The sequence below is a fragment of the Azospirillum agricola genome, from assembly GCF_017876095.1.
Taxonomy (GTDB): Bacteria; Pseudomonadota; Alphaproteobacteria; order Azospirillales; family Azospirillaceae; genus Azospirillum; species Azospirillum agricola.
In genome coordinates this window covers 131174-149756 of record NZ_JAGINM010000015.1, presented here as the reverse complement: position 1 = coordinate 149756, position 18583 = coordinate 131174, and the positions used below count along the sequence as shown (strand labels likewise).

17 protein-coding genes are annotated in these 18583 nt (G+C 70.8%); 12 read left to right on the top strand and 5 right to left on the bottom strand.

Annotated elements, in window-relative coordinates:
- The first annotated feature begins 25 nt into the window (after positions 1–25).
- Genes J2847_RS21875 through J2847_RS21860 form a run of 4 tightly spaced genes read left to right on the top strand, consistent with a single transcriptional unit; the run spans position 26 to position 5353 of the window.
- Positions 26–1633, top strand: a complete 1608-nt coding sequence (locus J2847_RS21875; RefSeq protein WP_209780948.1) for a carboxyl transferase domain-containing protein — start codon at positions 26–28, stop codon at positions 1631–1633.
- A gap of 11 nt (positions 1634–1644) precedes the next feature.
- Complete coding sequence (locus tag J2847_RS21870) at positions 1645–2427, top strand: enoyl-CoA hydratase/isomerase family protein (RefSeq protein ID WP_209780947.1); 783 nt, start codon at positions 1645–1647, stop codon at positions 2425–2427.
- 19 nt (positions 2428–2446) lie between these two features.
- Positions 2447–4450: an acetyl-CoA carboxylase biotin carboxylase subunit gene (locus J2847_RS21865; RefSeq protein WP_209780991.1), complete on the top strand. Its 2004-nt coding sequence runs from the start codon at positions 2447–2449 to the stop codon at positions 4448–4450.
- A 3-nt stretch (positions 4451–4453) separates the two neighbouring features.
- On the top strand, positions 4454–5353 hold the full coding sequence (locus J2847_RS21860) for a hydroxymethylglutaryl-CoA lyase (protein ID WP_209780946.1): 900 nt from the start codon (positions 4454–4456) through the stop codon (positions 5351–5353).
- A 248-nt stretch (positions 5354–5601) separates the two neighbouring features.
- On the opposite strand, the gene J2847_RS21855 is transcribed toward J2847_RS21860, so the two are convergent.
- A complete protein-coding gene (locus J2847_RS21855) occupies positions 5602–6861 on the bottom strand; it encodes an MFS transporter (protein ID WP_209780945.1) in 1260 nt (419 codons plus the stop codon).
- A gap of 785 nt (positions 6862–7646) precedes the next feature.
- Between J2847_RS21855 and J2847_RS21850 the strand changes: the two genes are divergently transcribed.
- Genes J2847_RS21850 through J2847_RS21840 form a run of 3 tightly spaced genes read left to right on the top strand, consistent with a single transcriptional unit; the run spans position 7647 to position 10687 of the window.
- Complete coding sequence (locus J2847_RS21850) at positions 7647–8246, top strand: hypothetical protein (protein ID WP_085554701.1); 600 nt, start codon at positions 7647–7649, stop codon at positions 8244–8246.
- A 16-nt stretch (positions 8247–8262) separates the two neighbouring features.
- Entirely contained in the window at positions 8263–9090 is an 828-nt protein-coding gene (locus J2847_RS21845) for a response regulator transcription factor (RefSeq protein ID WP_233474693.1), read from the top strand.
- Positions 9071–10687, top strand: coding sequence for a sensor histidine kinase (locus tag J2847_RS21840; RefSeq protein ID WP_209780943.1), 1617 nt, complete (start codon positions 9071–9073; stop codon positions 10685–10687). Before J2847_RS21845 ends, J2847_RS21840 begins: the two co-directional genes overlap by 20 nt.
- A gap of 22 nt (positions 10688–10709) precedes the next feature.
- Here the strand turns inward: J2847_RS21840 and J2847_RS21835 are convergent, their stop codons facing one another.
- Complete coding sequence (locus J2847_RS21835; protein WP_209780942.1) at positions 10710–11333, bottom strand: glutathione S-transferase family protein; 624 nt, start codon at positions 11331–11333, stop codon at positions 10710–10712.
- 239 nt (positions 11334–11572) lie between these two features.
- Between J2847_RS21835 and J2847_RS21830 the strand changes: the two genes are divergently transcribed.
- Both J2847_RS21830 and J2847_RS21825 read left to right on the top strand, forming a co-directional pair.
- Entirely contained in the window at positions 11573–11986 is a 414-nt protein-coding gene (locus tag J2847_RS21830) for a response regulator (RefSeq protein ID WP_233474692.1), read from the top strand.
- 34 nt (positions 11987–12020) lie between these two features.
- On the top strand, positions 12021–12494 hold the full coding sequence (locus J2847_RS21825; RefSeq protein WP_209780941.1) for a hypothetical protein: 474 nt from the start codon (positions 12021–12023) through the stop codon (positions 12492–12494).
- A 48-nt stretch (positions 12495–12542) separates the two neighbouring features.
- Here J2847_RS21825 and J2847_RS21820 read toward each other — a convergent pair whose 3' ends face one another.
- The gene (locus J2847_RS21820; RefSeq protein WP_209780940.1) at positions 12543–13376 is read right to left on the bottom strand and encodes a hypothetical protein; all 834 of its coding nucleotides are present in this window, start codon (positions 13374–13376) and stop codon (positions 12543–12545) included.
- 183 nt (positions 13377–13559) lie between these two features.
- Here J2847_RS21820 and J2847_RS21815 point away from each other — a divergent pair, with 183 nt between their 5' ends.
- Both J2847_RS21815 and J2847_RS21810 read left to right on the top strand, forming a co-directional pair.
- Positions 13560–14951, top strand: a complete 1392-nt coding sequence (locus J2847_RS21815) for a YcjX family GTP-binding protein (protein WP_209780939.1) — start codon at positions 13560–13562, stop codon at positions 14949–14951.
- Entirely contained in the window at positions 14948–15943 is a 996-nt protein-coding gene (locus tag J2847_RS21810; protein ID WP_209780938.1) for a TIGR01620 family protein, read from the top strand. The genes J2847_RS21815 and J2847_RS21810 overlap by 4 nt, the downstream gene beginning before the upstream one ends.
- 88 nt (positions 15944–16031) lie before the next feature.
- On the opposite strand, the gene J2847_RS21805 is transcribed toward J2847_RS21810, so the two are convergent.
- Complete coding sequence (locus J2847_RS21805) at positions 16032–16505, bottom strand: hypothetical protein (protein ID WP_209780937.1); 474 nt, start codon at positions 16503–16505, stop codon at positions 16032–16034.
- A gap of 276 nt (positions 16506–16781) precedes the next feature.
- Between J2847_RS21805 and J2847_RS21800 the strand changes: the two genes are divergently transcribed.
- Entirely contained in the window at positions 16782–17804 is a 1023-nt protein-coding gene (locus J2847_RS21800; protein WP_233474691.1) for an Ldh family oxidoreductase, read from the top strand.
- 42 nt (positions 17805–17846) lie between these two features.
- Here J2847_RS21800 and J2847_RS21795 read toward each other — a convergent pair whose 3' ends face one another.
- Positions 17847–18512: a DUF6655 family protein gene (locus tag J2847_RS21795; RefSeq protein WP_209780935.1), complete on the bottom strand. Its 666-nt coding sequence runs from the start codon at positions 18510–18512 to the stop codon at positions 17847–17849.
- Positions 18513–18583: the final 71 nt, after the last annotated feature.

Sequence of the window (18583 nt, the reverse complement as noted above, 5' to 3'; positions counted from 1 at the left end):
GACCACCAAGGGGGAGGGTGACGGCATGACCGTCCTGAAGAGCGCCATCAACGCGCGCTCCGCCGAGTTCCAGACCAACGCCGACGCCATGGCGGCGCTCGTCGCCGACTTGCGCCGGAAGGTGGCGGCCATCCAGGAGGGCGGCGGCGCGAAGGCCCGCGACAAGCACCTCGCGCGTGGCAAGCTGCTGCCGCGCGAGCGTGTCCGCCAGCTTCTCGACCCCGGCTCGCCCTTTCTCGAACTGTCGCAGATGGCGGCGCACGAGGTCTATGACGACAACGTGCCGGCCGCCGGCATCATCACCGGCATCGGCAGCGTCGCCGGCCGGGAATGCATGATCGTCGTCAACGACGCCACCGTGAAGGGCGGCACCTACTACCCGCTGACGGTCAAGAAGCATCTCCGCGCCCAGGAGATCGCGCAAGCCAACAACCTGCCCTGCATCTATCTGGTGGATTCGGGCGGCGCCAACCTGCCCAACCAGGACGAGGTCTTCCCCGACCGCGACCATTTCGGCCGCATCTTCTTCAACCAGGCCAACATGTCGGCGGACGGCATCCCGCAGATCGCCGTCGTCATGGGAAGCTGCACCGCCGGCGGCGCCTATGTGCCCGCCATGTCGGACGAGGCGATCATCGTCCGCAACCAGGGCACCATCTTCCTCGGCGGCCCGCCGCTGGTGAAGGCGGCGACCGGCGAGGTCGTCTCGGCCGAGGATCTCGGCGGCGCCGACGTCCATTCCCGCACCTCGGGCGTCACCGACCATTACGCGATGAACGACGGCCACGCGCTGGCGATGGCGCGCACGGTGGTGTCGAACCTGAACCGCACCAAGCGCATCGACCTGGATCTGCGCGCGCCGGAGGAACCGGCCTTCGACCCGCGCGAACTCTACGGCGTCATCCCCAGCGACGCGCGCAAGCCTTTCGACGTGCGCGAGGTCATCGCGCGGGTGGTCGACGGCTCGCGCTTCGACGAGTTCAAGCCGCTCTACGGCACGACGCTGGTGACCGGCTTCGCCCACATCCACGGCTACCCGGTCGGCATCGTCGCCAACAACGGCATCCTGTTCAGCGAGTCCGCGCTGAAGGGCGCGCACTTCATCGAGCTGTGCTGCCAGCGCCGCATCCCGCTGGTCTTCCTCCAGAACATCACCGGCTTCATGGTCGGCCGCAAATACGAGGCCGGCGGCATCGCCAAGGACGGCGCCAAGCTGGTGACGGCGGTCGCCTGCGCCAAGGTGCCGAAATTCACCGTGGTCATCGGCGGCAGCTACGGCGCCGGCAACTACGGCATGTGCGGCCGCGCCTACAGCCCGCGCTTCCTGTGGATGTGGCCGAACGCCCGCATCTCGGTTATGGGCGGCGAGCAGGCGGCCGGCGTGCTGGCCCAGGTCAAGCGCGACGCGCTGGAGGCCCAGGGCAAGAGCTGGCCGGCGGAGGAGGAGGAAGCCTTCAAGGCGCCGATCCGCCAGCAGTACGAGCACCAGGGCCACCCCTATTACGCCAGCGCCCGGCTGTGGGACGATGGCATCATCGACCCGGCCGACACCCGCATGGTGCTCGGCCTCGGCCTGTCCGCCTCCCTCAACGCGCCCGTGCCGAAGACCCCCTTCGGCGTCTTCCGGATGTGATGGTGCACCCCATGAGCGACATCTTGATCGACATCGCCGGCAACGGCGTCGCCACCGTCACCATGAACCGGGGCGAGGTCCACAACGCCTTCAACGAGCAGGTGATATCCGGCCTGACCGACGCCTTCCGCCAGGTCGGCGAGAATCCGGACGTCCGCGTCGTGCTGCTGCGCGGCGTCGGCAAGAGCTTCTCCGCCGGGGCCGACCTCGGCTGGATGAAGAAGATGGCCGGCTACTCCTACGAGGAGAACGTGACCGACGCCATGGGGCTTGCCACCATGCTGCGCACGCTGGACGAATGCCCGAAGCCGACGGTCGCCGTGGTGCAGGGGCCGGCCTTCGGCGGCGGCGTCGGGCTGGTCTCGGCCTGCGACATCGCCGTCGGCGTCGAGACCGCGACCTTCGCGCTGTCCGAGGTGCGGCTCGGCATCATCCCCGCCGCCATCAGCCCCTACGTCATCGGCGCCATCGGCGAGCGCGCCTGCCGGCGCTACTTCCTGACCGGCGAGCGCTTCTCCGCCGCGGAAGCGCAGCGCATCGGCCTGCTGCACGAGATCGTGGCATCCGACGCGCTGGAGGAGGCGGTCGCCCGCATCGTCAAGGGGCTGACCGACAGCGCCCCCACCGCCGTCACCGCCGCCAAGGAGCTGATCCGCGCCGTCGCCCGCCGTCCGCTGACCGACGCGGTCGTCCGCGACACCGCCGAGCGCATCGCCCGCCAGCGGGCCAGCGCCGAGGGCAAGGAGGGCGTCGGTGCCTTCCTCGACAAACGCAACCCGTCCTGGCGGAGCTGAGATCACGATGCCCAGCGCAATGTTCGACACGATTCTCATCGCCAACCGGGGCGAGATCGCCTGCCGGGTCATCCGCACCGCCCGCCGGATGGGCATCAAGACCGTCGCCGTCCATTCCGAGGCCGACGCCAAGGCCATGCACGTCCAGATGGCCGACGAGGCCGTCTGCATCGGCCCGGCCCCGGTCGGCGAGAGCTACCTGCGCGGCGACGTCATCCTCGACGTCGCCAGGCGGACGGGCGCGCAGGCGATCCATCCCGGCTACGGCTTCCTGTCGGAGAACGCCGGCTTCGCGGCGGCCTGTGCCGAGGCGGGCGTTGTCTTCATCGGCCCGCCGATCGAAGCGATCCGCGTCATGGGCTCCAAGGCCGAATCCAAGCGGCTGATGGCCGGTGCCGACGTGCCGCTGGTCCCCGGCTACCACGGCCAGGACCAGGATTTCGCCACCCTCTCGTCCGAGGCCGAGCGCATCGGCTACCCGGTGCTGGTCAAGGCGTCGGCCGGCGGTGGCGGCAAGGGCATGCGCGTCGTGCGCTCGGCCGGTGAACTGGCCGACGCGGTGGCCGGTGCCCAGCGCGAGGCCAAGGCCGCCTTCGGCGACGACAGCTTGCTGCTGGAGAAGTATCTCTCCCGCCCGCGCCATGTCGAGATTCAGGTCTTCTGCGACACCCACGGCAACGGTGTCTATCTGTTCGAGCGCGACTGCTCGGTGCAACGCCGCCACCAGAAGGTGATCGAGGAGGCGCCGGCCCCCAACCTGCCCGACGATCTCCGCCGCCGCATGGGCGAGGCGGCCGTCGCCGCCGCCAAGGCGGTGAACTATGTCGGCGCCGGCACGGTCGAATTCCTCTACGAGGATGGCGGCTTCTACTTCATCGAGATGAACACCCGCCTCCAGGTCGAGCATCCGGTGACCGAGAAGATCACCGGCCTCGATCTGGTCGAGTGGCAGCTGCGCGTCGCCGCGGGCGCCGAGTTGCCGCTGCGCCAGGAGCAGCTGACCCGCAAGGGGCACGCCTTCGAGGCGCGGCTCTACGCCGAGGATCCGCAGCGCGACTTCCTGCCGGCCATCGGCACGTTGGTCCGCCTGCGCCCGCCGGCCGAGAACGACCATGTCCGCGTCGACACCGGCGTCCGCGAGGGCGACGCGGTGACGATGTTCTACGATCCGATGATCGCCAAGCTGATCGTCTGGGACGAGGACCGCGACGCGGCGCTCCGCCGCCTGCGCGTCGCGCTGGCCGCTTACGAGGTGGTCGGCGTCACCACCAACATCGGCTTCCTCGGCGCCATCGCCGGGCACCCGGCCTTCCGCGCGGTGGAGATCGACACCGGCTTCATCGAGCGCCACCGCGCCGACCTGCTGCCGCCGCCGGCCCCGGTCGCCGACGCGGCGCTGGCCGCGGCATCCCTGTCGGTGCTGCTGCGCCGCCGGGCCGAGGCGCGGTCCTCGCTGCGCGCGGCGTCGGACCCGCATTCGCCCTGGCTGTTCGCCAACGGCTGGCGGCTGAACGAGGAAAGCCACTACGATCTCAGCCTGATCGATGGCGATGCCGCCCGTGCGGTGACCCTGCATTTCCGGCCCGACGGCTATGAGGTCGTGGTGGACGGCGGCGCGCCGATCCGGGCGACCGGCGTGTCTTTTGAGGACGGCGTGCTGACCGCCGGGCTGGGCGGCCGGCGGGTGCGGGCGACGGTGGTCGCGCAGGGGCTCGACCTGACGGTGCTGATCGACGGCGTGGTGTCGCGGCTGAAGCTTGACGATCCCAGCGCCCGCGCGGCGGAGCAGGAGGGTGGCTCCGGCCGTCTGACGGCGCCGATGCCGGGCACGGTGGTCCGCGTGCTGGTCGAGGCCGGGCAGCTTGTCGAGGCCGGCGCACCTTTGATGTTGCTGGAGGCCATGAAGATGGAGCACACCATCAAAGCCCCGGCGGCCGGGACCGTCTCCGCCGTGAATTTCGCGGCGGGCGACCAAGTGTCCGAGGGCGCCGACCTGCTCGTTCTCGACATCGCGGAGACCTGACCGATGATCCTGCCCAAATTCGTCCGCATGGTGGAGGTCGGCCCGCGCGACGGCCTCCAGAACGAGAAGGCCCTCGTGCCGACCGCCGTGAAGATCGCGCTGGTCGAGAAGCTGGCCGACGCCGGTCTCGGCGTCGTCGAGGCGGCCAGCTTCGTCTCGCCCAAATGGGTGCCGCAGATGGGCGACAGCGCCGAGGTGCTGGCCGGGATCGCGCGCAAGCCCGGCGTGCGCTACGCCGCCCTGACCCCGAACCTGAAGGGGCTGGAGGGCGCCCTGGCGGCCAAGGCCGACGAGGTGGCGGTGTTCGGCGCCGCCTCGGAGAGCTTCAGCCGGAAGAACATCAACTGCTCGATCGCCGAGAGCCTCGACCGCTTCGCCCCCGTCATGGAGCAGGCCAAGGCGGCCGGCGTGCCGGTGCGCGGCTATGTCTCTTGCGTGCTCGGCTGCCCCTACGAGGGGGAGATCGCGCCGGCGGCGGTGGCGGAGGTCGCCGCAAGGCTCTACGCCATGGGTTGCTACGAGATCTCGCTCGGCGACACCATCGGCACCGGCACGCCGACCAAGGCGCAGACGATGATCGCGGCGGTCGCCGAGCAGGTCCCGGTGGACAAGCTCGCCGTCCATTTCCACGACACCTACGGGCAGGCGCTGGCCAACATCCTGGCGGCGTTGCAGATGGGGGTGGCGGTGGTCGACAGCTCGGTCGCCGGCCTGGGCGGCTGCCCCTACGCCAAGGGAGCGTCCGGCAACGTGGCGAGCGAGGACGTGCTCTACATGCTGAACGGCCTCGGCATTGAGACCGGGGTTGATCTGGATCGTCTGGTTGGGGCCGGGGCGTTCATCAGCGACGCCATCGGCCGGCCGACGGCGTCGAAGGTGGCCCGCGCTCGTGGTTGTGCGTGAGGGTTGCCTTCACGACGACGAAGGGCCGCATCCCGGCAGGGTGCGGCCCTTTCCCTGTGCGGGGCGGTCAGGGCGCCCGTGAGTCGGGGGGCAGGCAACCATGCGGGCGTGGGCAATCCGGACAGCAGACAGGCCGTCAGCTTGTTCGGGTCCACGAAAGCCGGATCGACACCGGGAAGCGTGGTCAGGGGGTCATCATGCACAGTCGATGACCGGAGCATCCCGCGAGCGTTGGCGACGGTCCAGGGTCAACGGTGTCGCAGCGTCCCCACCACCTGCCAGCCCATGCAGGCCGCCTGCAACGCCACCACCGCCAGCATGGCCATGCGGTGGCCCTCCGGCGCGTAACCCGCTCCCGCCGGAAACAGGCCGAGGAAAGCGCCGATGGCCGGTTGCAGGGTGAAGGCGACGACGAACATCAGCAGGTTCACCGCCGTGCTGACCCGCCCCGCCAGCTCCGCCGGGAAGCGTTGGGTCAGCAGCGAATAGCCCATCACCGAGGCGCTGGCGAAATAGGAGTACAGCACCCATTCCACCGCCGGCGACAACCCGCCGACACCCAGCGCCATGGCGCCCTGCACCGCGACGGCGAGGCCCACCCCGACGGTCTGCACCGTCAGCGGCGTCAGTCCGAACCGCCGCGCCGCGTCGGCGATCAGCCCGAAGGATGCGTAGCCGGCCACCATCGCCACCGCCGCGTGTTGCAGGTGGGTCGCCACCGCCAGCCGGTCCATCGCCTCGACGTCGCGCAGCCAGGGCCCCGCCCACAGGCTGATGTAGGCGAGGAAGCCACCCTGCACCGTGGCGCAGGCCGGCGCCAGCCGCCAGAAGACCGGGCTGCGGAACACCGCCGCCGTGCCGCGCAGCATGTCCCCCAGCGTGGCGTGTCCGGAGCCCTCCGGCCGGCGCTCCGGCACGGTGACGAACAGCGCCACGGCGACCGCCACCGTCGCCGCCGCGATTCCCAGGAACAGCCCCCGCCAGTCGGTGAGGTCGAGCAGCAGCCGCACCGGCGTGGTGGCGAACACCGCGCCCAGGCCGCCGCAGGCGAGGAACAGCCCGTTGACCAGCGGCAGCCGTTCGCGCGGCCACCACATGACGTTGGCGGTCAGCGCCGCCATCAGGCAGGCCGACACCCCCAGCCCGATCAACGCCCGCCCCACGGCCAGCGTCGCCAGATCCCCGCCCAGCGCGAACAGCGCCGCTCCGGCCGCCGCGACCACCAGCAGGGCGCTTTCCACCCGGCGCGGCCCGTAACGGTCGAGCAGCAGGCCGAGCGGCGGCTGGAACAGCCCGAAGGCGATGAAATAGGCGCTGGTCAGGAAACCCAGCCCGGCCGCCGTGACGCCCAGTGCCGCCGTCAACTCGTCGGCGATCACCGCGTTGACGGTGCGGTACAGGTAGGACAGGAAATAGGCCAGTGCGAAGGGCAGGAAAACGGTCAGGATGCGGCGGGCGACGCTGTGCGTCTCCGGCGCGTCCATGCGGACGGCGGTCGTGTTCGTCACCGGTTCGGCTCCCCACGCGGCGTTTTCCGCCGCTGCTTCTGTCGCTGTTTCCGTTGGTCGCGCGGCGCCGCCGCGCGTCTTCTCCCAAGCGTCAGCTAACCCCAGCCGGGGTGCCCCGTCCAGCGAAACCCCGCCCAAATTGTTCGCGGTACGAACTTGACGCAGGGCGTGAACCGGCGCACCCTTGGATCCGTGATGGATGGTGCCCGACACGCATTGATCCCACAACGCCGACCGGTCTGACCGACCGGCCGGATTGAAGGCTGGAGTTCGAGCGGCAACGCCCCGGTGGCCGTCCCAGTACGGACCACGCTCACAGACCACGTTGCCCGTCCGGCTGACCGGCGGCGGAGCCATACCCGGGTGGCTCCGCCGCCGATTGTTTTTGGGCCGCTTTTTTGCCCCTTTCCGTCCCTGGGCCTTCCCCCGAAGCGTCATTCCCTTGTCACGCACATCGCGCGCGGCGAACACACGCGCGGCGATCCGCTGGTCCGATCGGCCGTTTTCACGGTTGATCGGATGAGGCCATCCTGTTTTTCCCCGGACGTTTGCCTCTGATATCGAACGAAATTCAAACGAAAATTCAGGAAAGATTGATCGGCTTTTGCAAAATGGGGGTAGCGCCTGTGGCTTTAACGAGCCATTAACCAGGATAGTCTGAATTTAGGCTCATCAGACGCGGCCAGTTCAGCCGATCCGGTGATGGCGATTTAGCGGCATCATGGCGGCGGACGCACCGTACGGCAACCCTTCTCCCGTTTTCCGCTTCCGAAAGGCCCGACCCCATGACCGTGACGGGTGTCCTCCGCAAGGCGGCCGATGCCGGAGCCGACAGGCTCGGCCAAGCCCGTCACGCGGGCCTTCTGCTGGCGGTCCTGCTGCTGGCCGGCTGCCCCGGCACCACCGGCGCGCCCGGCGCCGGCTTTCCCGATGCCTCGTCGGCGAACCGGGCGATGCTGACCCCGGTGCCGAAGGTGAAGCCGACGCCGCGCCCGGTCGTTCCGGCCGCCGCGCCGGCGGCCCCCGCCGATCCCCTGGTCGCGGCGCTGCCGCCGCCGGTTCCAGGCGACATCCCGGTCGTCGCGGTTCCCCCACCCGCTCCCGCAACCCCCAACGCCGACCCCGACAGCCTCGTCGGGCTGGACGAAGTCCAGACCCTTCATCTCCTGGGTTCCCCCGTTGCGCGGGAAGAGGCGCCGCCGGCCAAGGTCTGGCGGTACGCCAAGGGCGATTGCACGCTCAAGGTCTTCTTTTTCATGGATATGACCGCCTCCCAGGACTTCCGCGCCCTCTCCTACGACATGAAGAGCAGCCCCAATGTCCCTGATGCAGACCATCGATGCTTCGCCCAGCTCCTCGCTCAAGCCGGTTCTGCCGGACGCTAAGGGAGGGATGGCCGCCATGACCGAGACGACGATCGCCCGTATCGCGCTGGTGGACGACGACGACCTGTTCCGCGAATCGCTCAGCCTCAACCTCGGCGACGAGGGCTACGAGGTCATCACCTTCGACCGCGGCGAGCCGGCGCTGGATTTCTTCGCCGCCGGCGGCTCGGTGGACATCGTGCTGCTCGACTGGCGCATGCCCAAGATGGACGGCATCGACGTGCTGCGCCAGATGCGGGCGCGCGGGATCGACGCTCCGGTGATCTTCCTGACCGTGCTGTCGGACCAGATCTACGAGGAGGCGGCGCTGGCCGGCGGCGCGCTCGACTTCGTCGAGAAGTCGCGCAGCCTGTCGATCCTGCTCAAGCGCATGCGCCTGATCCTCGACGGCATCAAGGGCGGCGCCGAGGAGGCCGAGGGCGCCGGTCCGCAGACCGTCCACACGCTGGGCGAGCTGGAACTGCGCCTGGACAACAGCCGTGCCTTCTGGATGGGCAAGCGGATCGACCTGACGCTGACCGAGTTCAACATCGTCAAGCTGATGTCGACCCGGCCGGAGGAGGACGTCTCCTACCGCGAGATCTACGATCTGGTGCACGGCAAGGGCTTCATGGCCGGCTACGGCCCGTCGGGGTACCGCGCCAACGTCCGCGCCTTCATCAAGCGCATCCGCCAGAAGTTCCGCGCGGTCGACGCCGGTTTCGCCTGCATCGAGAATTATCCGGGCTTCGGCTACCGCTGGGGCAAGGGCGAGGGCGGCACGGCCCAGATGCGCGACGATTCCCGCGACGACGACGCCTCCACCGCCGAGGATGCCCTGATCGATGGCGCTGCTGCCGATTGATGCCGGAACGCGGGCGACCGGCGATGCCGGCCGTCCGCTTCGCGACCGTTCGCTCCATGGCCGGACCTCCGGTCGTTTGCGCTGGCTGTGGCGTTCGCTCGCCAGCCGGCTGGTCCTGCTGACCCTCGTGTTCCTGGCGGTCCCGGTCCTGCTCTACGACCAGTTCCAGCGGGCCGACGAGGCCTCCCAGTTGCTGCTGCTGCACAGCGCGCAGCGCCAGGGCGAACTCATCGCCCGCGCGCTGGAGCCGGAGCTGGCGGTGATCGACCGCAGCGCCCTGCCGGCGCTGAGCGGTACGCTCGCCCGCTTCGCCGACGAGCGCACGCGGCTGAAGCTGCTGGTCCGGCCGCGCGCCGGCTCGGGCGCGGAAGCCTTCTACTACGTCGCCGCCGCGCCCGGCCTGCCGACCGCCGATCTCGACGTCGAGCGCCGTCAGCTGCTCGGCCAGGGCGTGCTCGACCGGCTGGGCACGAGCTGCGCCGGGAATTCGACCCTCGCCATGCGGGTGCCGCACGCCTCGGGCGGCGAGGAGGTGCTGTCCTCCATCACCCCGATCAAGACGAATTTCGGCTGCTGGGCGCTGGTGACCAGCCACGCGACCGAGGGCTACGTCGCCTCGTCGCTCGGGCGGCCCTACTGGCGGACCCCGGCGGTCCAGGCGGCGGCGGCGGTCTATCTGGCGATGGCCCTGCTGGTTCTGGCCGTGCTGGCCGGGGTGTGGCGGAACCTGCACCGCTTCGGCGACCTCGCCCGCGACCTCGTCGGTGGCGAGGGGGCCGGGGACGACGGCAAGGCGTCCTTCGCCGAGCGCAACACGGTGCCCGAGCTGTCCGGGGTCGCCGAGGATTTCGACCGGCTGGTCGACACGCTGCGCGACAGCTCCCGTTCGCTGCGCCGCGCCGCCGAGGACAACGCCCACGCCTTCAAGACGCCCATCGCGGTGATCCGCCAGTCGGTGGAGCCGCTGCGCCGCGCCCTGCCGACCGACAACGCCCGCAGCCAGCGCGCCCTGACGATGATCGAGAAGTCGGTGGACAAGCTCGACGGGCTGGTCTCCTTCGCCCGCCGGATGGACGAGGCGGCGGCCGACCTGCTGGCCCCGATCCGCCGCCGGGTCGACCTGTCGGCGCTGGTCGAGCGGATGGCCAGCGGCTACACCGGGCTGCTCGCCGAACGGCAGCTCCACATGCGCTCGCGGATCGACGCCGGGCTGGTGGTGCGGGCCAGCGAGGAGACGCTGGAGACCATCGTCGAGAATCTGGTGGAGAACGCCGTCAGCTTCTCCCCCGCCGACGGCGCCGTCAGCGTGCGGCTGACCCGTGTCGGCGCCTGGGCCGAGCTGGTGGTCGAGGACGAGGGGCCGGGCGTCGATCCGGCCAACCTGGACCGCATCTTCGAGCGCTACTTCTCCCAGCGCGAGCCGGGGCGCGGCATGCCGGAGGACGAGGCGGCGGCCCAGCAGGCCGGGTCCACCCATTTCGGGATCGGCCTGTGGATCGTCCGCCGCAACATCGAGGCGTTCGGCGGCCGGGTCCGCGCCGAGAACCGCCCGTCGGGCGGTCTCCGGATGACGGTCGCGCTGCCGGTCGCCGGGTGAGGGGGCAAGCGCCCCCGTGCCCTCAGCAGTCGGCGTCCTGCGTCGGCATCAGCTCATACTGCGGCTTGAAGCCCGGCAGGGCGCGCATGCGGGCGGCCCAGGCCTGGATGTTGGGGTATTTGGCGGCGTCGACCGCCGATTCCTCCAGCAGGTCGATCCAGGGGAAGGCGAAGATGTCGGCGATGGTGACGCGCCCGCCCTCGATGAAGTCATGGCCGGCGAGATGCTGGTCGAACAGGGCCAGTCCCGAGGCGGCCGAGGCGTCGATCCAGGGCAGCGCGTTGGCGTCGCCGTTGAACTTGCGCACCGCGCGGGCGCGCTGCACCGGCAGCAGCACGTCGGCCAGCCAGCTCAGCCATTCGGCCAGACGCAGCTTCTCGACCGGGTCGCGGCCGCCGAACTTTCCGGTCTGCTCGGCCAGATAGGGCAGGATGACGTTGGATTCCGACAAAGCGAGGTCGCCATGGACCAGCGTCGGCACCCGGCCGAAGCGGTTGATCGCCAGATAGCCGGGCGTCTTCTGCTGGCCGCTGCGCAGATCGACATGGCGGTAGGTGAAGGGGATGCCGGCGAGGCGGAAGAACAGGGCGATGCGAAAGGCCGGCTGCGAGTTGTTGTTGCCGTGGAGGGTGAAGGCGGCGGTCACGGTCTCTGGTCTCCCTTTCCGGTTCCGCGGCGTCGTGCCGCGGTTGGGAGAACCATGGCCGGAAACCGCAAGCCCGCGCCAGCGGAAACGCCGTGGAACGTGTCGCAGCCCCGCCGGGCGGGCCGGCTTGACCGGTCCCGCTTCTTTCACTAGAGACTCCGTCGTGACGGGTGATGGTCCCGGACAACGCCACCGGACCGGAACCGATGCCGGTTTTCCAACGGCGAAGGCGCGGCGGCATGGACATGGACAGAGGCGGAGCGGACAGGGGCGGAGCGGCGCCGTCGATCCTGGTGGTGGAGGACAACGCGCTGATGCGCAAGCTCTTCGTCCGCTGCCTGGAGGAGGGCGGCTACGAGGTCGCCGAGGCGACCGACGCGCGGACCGTGCTGGAGCGGATGCGCGATCTGCGGCCCGATCTGGTCGTGATGGACATCGTCATGCCCAACCTGTCGGGGATCGAGGTGGTCCGCCAGATCCGCGCCGACGCCGATCTGGCGGCGACGCCGGTGGTGGCGGTGACCAATCTGGCCTCGGACGCCGACAGGCGCCGGCTTTCCGATGCCGGGTTCGACGCGCATATGCCCAAGCCGGTCAAGCCGAAGGAGCTTCAGTCGGTCGTTGCCGGTTTCCTCAAGGCGCCGACCGCCTGACGCCGGCCCTGTCGGCAGCAGAAGGGAGTTCGGGATGCGGCGGCCGTGGTTCATGCCGGGCGGTGTGGTTCTGGCGCTTCTGGCCGGCGGCCTCGCTGCCGGCGGCGTCGCGGCCGGCGACGTGCCGCCGACCGACTGGCCGAGCAGCCAGCGGCACGAGGAATACCGCGTGCACCCGCCCCGCCAGTTCGTGCCGCCCCGCATGCGCTACACCCACAGCCGCAAGGTCTACGTGTTCCCCAACGGCCTGGACGGCTTGGCGACGCTCGACCGCACCCTGTCGCACCTGTGCCAGCGCGGCGCCTTCATCCAGAGCAGCGACGGCTTCTACTGGGCGGTGACGCCCGGCCGGCGCTACGGGGTGGCCTTTTCCGGCGGCGCCAACCTGGAGGATCCGCAGCAGAAGCGGCAGGCCGGAAAGGTCTATTTCTTTCACAACCAGGACAGCCGCTGCACCGTCCATGTCGGCGATCAGGCCAAGCTGATGCCGCATTACGTCGGTTCGTAGCGCCACCCCTGCGGGCCGGCCGATCAATCCCGCCAAGCCGGTGGGGGGTTATCGGACCAAGGGGGTGGGAAGTGGGCGGCCGACCGCGAAGCGGATGTTCTCGCTGTTCACGCTGTCGCCCGGCCCGAACTGGAAACTGCCGACGCTGCCGTCCGGGTTGGTGCCGAACAGGATGAAGCCGGGGCCGACCCCGCTGGTGACGGTGCGGGTCTTGCCGTCGACCAGCTCGCTCTGCTCGCGCACCGTCGGGTAATTGGCGTAGAGCGTCTGGAGTTCCGGATGCGCCGCCTGCACCGCCGGCGGCAGGGTGGCGAAGCCGTAATGGGTGACCGACGAGGCGTCGAGCACCATCAGGAAGGCACCGCCGGGGCCGTTGGGGATCGGCTTGCTCATCACCACCATGACGTGGCCGGTGTCGTCGGCCGGCTTGCCGCTGTAGGGTTCGCCGCAATGGCCGGGCAGGCACCAGGACAGGATGTCGCCGGGCTGCACCGCCGCCAGCGTCTTCACCTCCTGGAAGGGCGCGCCGGCCGGGAGGTTGGCGAAATACTGGCGGTAGACGGTGGCGCGCGGGTAGGGCCGTCCGGCTTCGCCCGCGACCTGCGGCTGGTAGGCGCGCACCGCCTCGTAATGCAGCGGCAGCCGTTCCAGATTGTGCGAAACCCAGCCCGAGCAGTCCGCGTCGATGTCCAGCCGGCCCTCGCCATAGGGGCGGATGACGGCGCCGAGCATGCTCGTCTCGTGGACATATTGCGTCTTCGCCAGCTTCTGCGCCAGGGCGGCGGCGTTGCCGATCAGCGTCGCGGCGGGGGCCGTGGCGTCGTCGGCCAGCGCTGGCCGGGCGAGCCCCAGGCCGGCGGCGACACACAGGGCTGCGAGCATGGCAAAACGCATCATGATGGTCGTCTGTCCATTGAGGTTGGTGTGATTAATGCGATCTTAAGGGGATTTCATTGGCGTTCAACACTTATTGCGTGCGTTTTCGCCCGCCGACGGCGCCACTGGGATCGCCAGGAAGCCATCCCCATATAAGGGCGATTCGTCCTCTGGCCCGAGCGTCCGCCCTTGCGCATCCCCCCTCTGAACAGCGTTCTCGACGGCGTCGTCGATGCCGGCGCCCGTCTGCTGGAGCCGAACGTCCGCCTCGGCGTCACCGGCCTGCGGCGGGCCGGCAAGACGGTGTTCGTCTCGACCCTGGTCGACAATCTGCTGAAGGCCGGGCGGCTGCCCTTCCTGGACGTGGTGTCGTCGGGCCGCTTCCAGGCCTCCCGCCTGCGCCCGCAGCCCGACCCCGACGTGCCGCGCTTCGACGTGGAGGGGCATCTCGCGGCGCTGACCGGCCCCGATCCCCATTGGCCGGAGCCGACGCGCGGCATCGGCCAGCTGCGGCTTGCCCTGCGCTACCGGCCGGGGTCGTCGCTGAAGCGGGCGGTGCAGCCGGTGGCGACCCTCAACCTCGACATCGTCGACTATCCCGGTGAATGGCTGCTCGACCTGCCGCTGCTGCGCCAGAGCTTCGCGGAGTGGAGCGCGCTGACGCTCGACCTCGCCGCCCGGCCGCCGCGCGACGAACTGTCCCAATCCTGGCGCGGCTGGCTCGCCACCATCGACCCGGCCACCCCGGCGGAGGAGGATTCGGCGCGGCGCGGGGCGGCGCTCTACACCGACTATCTGCACGCCTGCCGCCGGGCCGACACGCTGCTCAGCCTGATCCAGCCGGGCCGCTTCGTCGAGCCGGGCGACATGAAGGACGCGCCGCTGCTGACCTTCTGCCCGCTGCCGGGCGCCACGCGCGGGCGCGGCAGCCTGTGGGCGCTGATGGAGGAGCGCTACGAGGCCTACAAAACCAACGTCGTCCGCCGTTTCTTCAGCGAGCATTTCGCGCGGCTCGACCGCCAGATCGTGCTGATCGACGTGCTGGGCGCGCTGAACGCCGGGCCGTCCGGCATGGCCGACATGAAGCGCGCCCTGGAACTCAGCCTGGAGCCCTTCCGCCACGGCGGGGCCGGCTGGTTCGACTGGCTGTTCGGCGGCAAGATCGACCGCGTGCTGTTCGCCGCGACCAAGGCCGACCACATCGCCGCCCACCAGCACGCGCAGCTCCGCACGCTGCTCGACCGGCTGGTCGCCGACGCGCGCTCCTCGATCCGTTTCGAGGGGGCGGCGGTCGAGACGATGGCCATCGCAGCGCTGAAATGCACCGACAGCGTGACGACCGAGCATGAGGGCCGGCAGCTCCGCTGCGTGCGCGGCGTGCCGGTCGGGCGCGACCGGCCGACCGTGCTGTTCCCCGGCGAGATCCCGGAGGACGCCGACGCCTTTCCGTCGGAACGCGAGCGCCCCTACAATTTCCTGTCCTTCCGGCCGCCGGCCGATCTCGGCCGCGACCCGCGCGGGCTGCCGCACATCCGGGTCGATCAGGCGCTGCAATTCCTGCTGGGGGATTATCTGGAATGAACGAGCGGACCTCTCACTGGGTTCCGCCGATGGAGCTCGACCCCGCCCGCGCCGCGCCCGTGCCGGTGGCGGAGGAGGAGGCCATCATCGCCGGGCGGGCGGCGGAACTGCTTCCGGTCGCGGACGGGCCGGCGCCGCCGCGCCGCCGGATCGGCCGCTGGCTGATCGGGGCGGTGGCGGCGCTGGTGCTGGTGGCGCTGGGCTTCGACACCGCCGACCTGCTGGGCCGCGCCTTCGCGACCAGCCTGGCGCTCGGCATCCTGGTGGCGCTGCTGGTCGCCATGGCCGGGGTCGCCGCCGTCGCCCTGCTGGTCGGCGAACTGCTGTCTCTGCGCCGTCTGCGCCGCATCGAGGCGCTGCGGGTCGAGGCCGAGCGCCTGACCATCGACAGCCGCCAGGGGGAGGCCGAGCGCTTCGCCGGTTCGCTGGTGGCGCTCTACGCCGCCCGGCCGGATCTGGAGATGGCGCTGGCCGGGGTCCGCGACCACGTCACCGACGCCCACGACGACGGCGAGATCGTCCGGCTGCTCGACCGCGAGGTGCTGGCCCCGCTCGACCGCGCCGCCTACCAGCGGGTGCTGCGGGCCGCGCGCGACACGGCGGTGGCGACGGCGCTGAGTCCGGCGGCGGTGCTCGACTTGGCTGTCGTGCTGTGGCGGAACCTGAAGCTGGTGCGCGAGATCGCCGCCCTCTACGGCGCCCGGCCGGGCTATGTCGGGTCGCTGCGGCTGCTGCGCCGGATGCTCGCCAACATCGCCGTCGCCGGGGTGGCGGAAAGCGCCCACCACGTCGCGGTGGAAGCGCTGGGCGGCTCGCTGGCCGCCGCCGTCTCGACGCGGATGGGGCAGGGCGTCATCAACGGGCTGCTGACCGCGCGGGTCGGCATCACCGCCATGCATCTGTGCCGCCCCATCGCCTTCGGCCCCGACAACCGCCCCAGCCTGAACCGCATCCGCAAGGAACTGCTGTCGCTGCCCAAGCAGGTGTTGTAGCCGGCTCCGCTTCCACGGCGGAACGCCCCGGCCGGAGGACCGGCCGGGGCGCTGCGGGAGGGGTTTGGGAGGAGGGGCCGGGAAAGGCTCAGCGCTGTTGGAGGAGAGCGCGCTGACCGGCGAGGTTGCCGATGCCGGCCGACAGGTTCTGGACGTTGCCGAGGTTGCCGCCGCCGGGCAGCGGGGAGCGGCTGCCGAACTGCTGGACCAGGGCGCTCTGCGAGGCGCGGTTGCCGATGCCGGCCGCCGTGTTGCCGACGATGGCGGTGTTGGAGCCGCCGCCGACCAGCGGGGCGCCGAGGATGCGGCCGGGGCCGCCCTGCATCACGGTGACGCCCTGGCGGGCGACGTTGCCGACGCCGGCGGCCATGTTGCTGACGTCGGCGGTGTTGGCGGTGCCGAGGATGCTGCCGCCGGTCGCCTGCCGGGTCATCGCCGACTGAAGCGCCACGTTGCCGACGCCGGCCGCGGTGTTCGAGATCGTGCTGACGTTCTGCGCGAAGGCCGGGGCCGACAGCAGGGCGACGGTGGCGAAGCCGGCGAACAGGGCGGTGCGGATCATGGCGCGTCTTCCTTCATGGCGGGAATAAGGGGCGGGAATAAGGGGCGGGGAGGAGGGAGGCGAGGCCGGCGGTGGCTGGCCGTCCTGGCCGTCTGCCCTGTCACCGTCTCGATGACCGGACACTAACCCCGCTCCGGATCCCCCGCTGTGAGCCGTGCCACAAACCGGCGCTCTTTCCCAACCGTCAGGCCGGCCGCCGGCATCCGGGCTTGACGCCCGCCCTCGTCCGGGCCGAACGTTCCGGCCCTTTTCCACGACCTGCCGATGGTGCCGACGATGACCGACCTCTCCCCGACCGGCGACAGCCTGATCCGCCACGACGCGCTGGTGGACCTGCTGGCGCGCATCTTCGAACGCCACGGCTGTTCGGAGACGGTGGCGCGGATCCTCGCCGCGAACTGCGCCGGCTGCGAGCGCGACGGTTCCTTCAGCCACGGCGTGTTCCGCATCCCCGGCTATGTCGGCTCGTTGACGAGCGGCTGGGTGGACGGCCGGGCCGTGCCGGTGCTGGAGGAGGCCGGCCCGACCTTCCTGCGGGCCGACGCCGCCAACGGCTTCGCCCAGCCGGCGCTGGAGGCGGCGCGGCCACGGCTGATGGAGATGGCGCGGTCCGGCGGCATGGCCCTGCTGGCGATCCGCAACTCCCACCATTTCAGCGCGCTGTGGCCGGACGTCGAGCCCTTCGCGCGGGAAGGGCTGGTGGCGCTGTCGGTGGTCAACAGCTTCGCCTGCGTGGTGCCGCACGGGGGCCATTCGGCGGTCTACGGCACCAACCCGATGGCCTTCGCCACCCCCTGCGCCGGCGGCGAGCCCATCGTCTTCGACCAAGCGGCCAGTTCCATGGCCAACGGCGACGTGCGCATCGCCGCCCGCGAGGGGCACGATCTGCCACCGGGCTACGGCGTGGACCGCGACGGCGTTCCCACCACCGACCCCAGGGCGGTTCTCGACGGCGGCGCGCTGCTGCCCTTCGGCGGTCACAAGGGCTCGTCCATCGCCTTCCTGATCGAGGTGCTCTCGGCGGCGCTGACCGGCGGGAAATTCTCCTTCGAGGTCGACTGGTCGGCGCATCCGGGCGCCGAAACCCCGCACACCGGCCAGCTCCTCATCCTCATCGACCCGGCGCGCGGCGGAAACGCCGGTTTCGCCGAGCGGGTTCTGACCCTGACGGACCGCGTGCGCGCGGCCGGACAGATGCGCATGCCCGGCGACCGCCGCCACGTCCACCGCGCCCGCACCGACGCGGAGGGCATCCCGCTCGGTGCCGCGAAGCTGGCCGAGCTGCGCGCGCTCGCCTGAGCGCCGGCGGCGTTACGGGCCGGGGCCTCAGGGGCCGGGGCATCACGGGTCGGGCGGCACGGCCTCCATCGTCTCCCAGGGGACGGGCGCCGGCCGCTCGCCGGAGGGCAGCAGGTCGTTGCTGCCCCAGCGCAGCAGCAGGAGCAGGACCCATTCCGCCTTGTTGGAGAAGCCGTATTGCGGGCCGCTCGACGCGACGAGGGCGCCGGTCTTGCGGTCGTAGGCGGTCGCCGCGACCTTGGCGACGCCCTGGGTCAGCTCCTTCTTGAACAGGGAGATTTCGGGCGTCGTGGCGTTCTGGGTCATCGGCAGCGGCACGTTGATGCTGGGGATGCCGACCAGCGAGTTTTCGCTGTCCACCGACAGGGCGCCGACCCGCAGTTCGACGACCGTGTCGGCGCCGTCGCGCGACGACAGGATGCGCGCGCCGCGCCGCAGCAGGGCGTCGCGGATCGCCGAGACGGCGTATTTGTTGTCGTAGCCCTCGACGCTGGCGGCGTCGACATAGACGCTGCCCTGGATCGACAGGGTCTGGGCCAGCCGCTCCGCCGCCTTGTCGGCCGCCGTCGAGATGAGGAGTTGCTCCGTCGCCGTCCGCGCCGGTCGCGTGACCTGCGAGGAGGAGCAGGCGGCCAGCAGCAGCGCCGCGGCCAGGGTGGCGGCGCCCGCCCTGGCGCGGCTTGCGGTCTCGGTCGGGAAGAAACCCATGGAAACGCTCTCGCTTGCTTTTGGGGACGCCCACCATCCCCGGCGGGATGGCGGCGGAGGCCCCCGGCGTC

What these genes read in the sequence shown, in the direction of transcription:
- J2847_RS21875 (WP_209780948.1), top strand. Translation starts at nt 26, where the DNA reads ATGACCGTCCTGAAGAGCGCCATCAACGCGCGCTCCGCCGAGTTCCAG.
- J2847_RS21870 (WP_209780947.1), top strand. Translation starts at nt 1,645, where the DNA reads ATGAGCGACATCTTGATCGACATCGCCGGCAACGGCGTCGCCACCGTC.
- J2847_RS21865 (WP_209780991.1), top strand. Translation starts at nt 2,447, where the DNA reads ATGTTCGACACGATTCTCATCGCCAACCGGGGCGAGATCGCCTGCCGG.
- J2847_RS21860 (WP_209780946.1), top strand. Translation starts at nt 4,454, where the DNA reads ATGATCCTGCCCAAATTCGTCCGCATGGTGGAGGTCGGCCCGCGCGAC.
- J2847_RS21850 (WP_085554701.1), top strand. Translation starts at nt 7,647, where the DNA reads ATGACCGTGACGGGTGTCCTCCGCAAGGCGGCCGATGCCGGAGCCGAC.
- J2847_RS21845 (WP_233474693.1), top strand. Translation starts at nt 8,263, where the DNA reads ATGACCGAGACGACGATCGCCCGTATCGCGCTGGTGGACGACGACGAC.
- J2847_RS21840 (WP_209780943.1), top strand. Translation starts at nt 9,071, where the DNA reads ATGGCGCTGCTGCCGATTGATGCCGGAACGCGGGCGACCGGCGATGCC.
- J2847_RS21830 (WP_233474692.1), top strand. Translation starts at nt 11,573, where the DNA reads ATGGACATGGACAGAGGCGGAGCGGACAGGGGCGGAGCGGCGCCGTCG.
- J2847_RS21825 (WP_209780941.1), top strand. Translation starts at nt 12,021, where the DNA reads ATGCGGCGGCCGTGGTTCATGCCGGGCGGTGTGGTTCTGGCGCTTCTG.
- J2847_RS21820 (WP_209780940.1), bottom strand. Translation starts at nt 13,376, where the DNA reads ATGCTCGCAGCCCTGTGTGTCGCCGCCGGCCTGGGGCTCGCCCGGCCA.
- J2847_RS21810 (WP_209780938.1), top strand. Translation starts at nt 14,948, where the DNA reads ATGAACGAGCGGACCTCTCACTGGGTTCCGCCGATGGAGCTCGACCCC.
- J2847_RS21805 (WP_209780937.1), bottom strand. Translation starts at nt 16,505, where the DNA reads ATGATCCGCACCGCCCTGTTCGCCGGCTTCGCCACCGTCGCCCTGCTG.
- J2847_RS21800 (WP_233474691.1), top strand. Translation starts at nt 16,782, where the DNA reads ATGACCGACCTCTCCCCGACCGGCGACAGCCTGATCCGCCACGACGCG.
- J2847_RS21795 (WP_209780935.1), bottom strand. Translation starts at nt 18,512, where the DNA reads ATGGGTTTCTTCCCGACCGAGACCGCAAGCCGCGCCAGGGCGGGCGCC.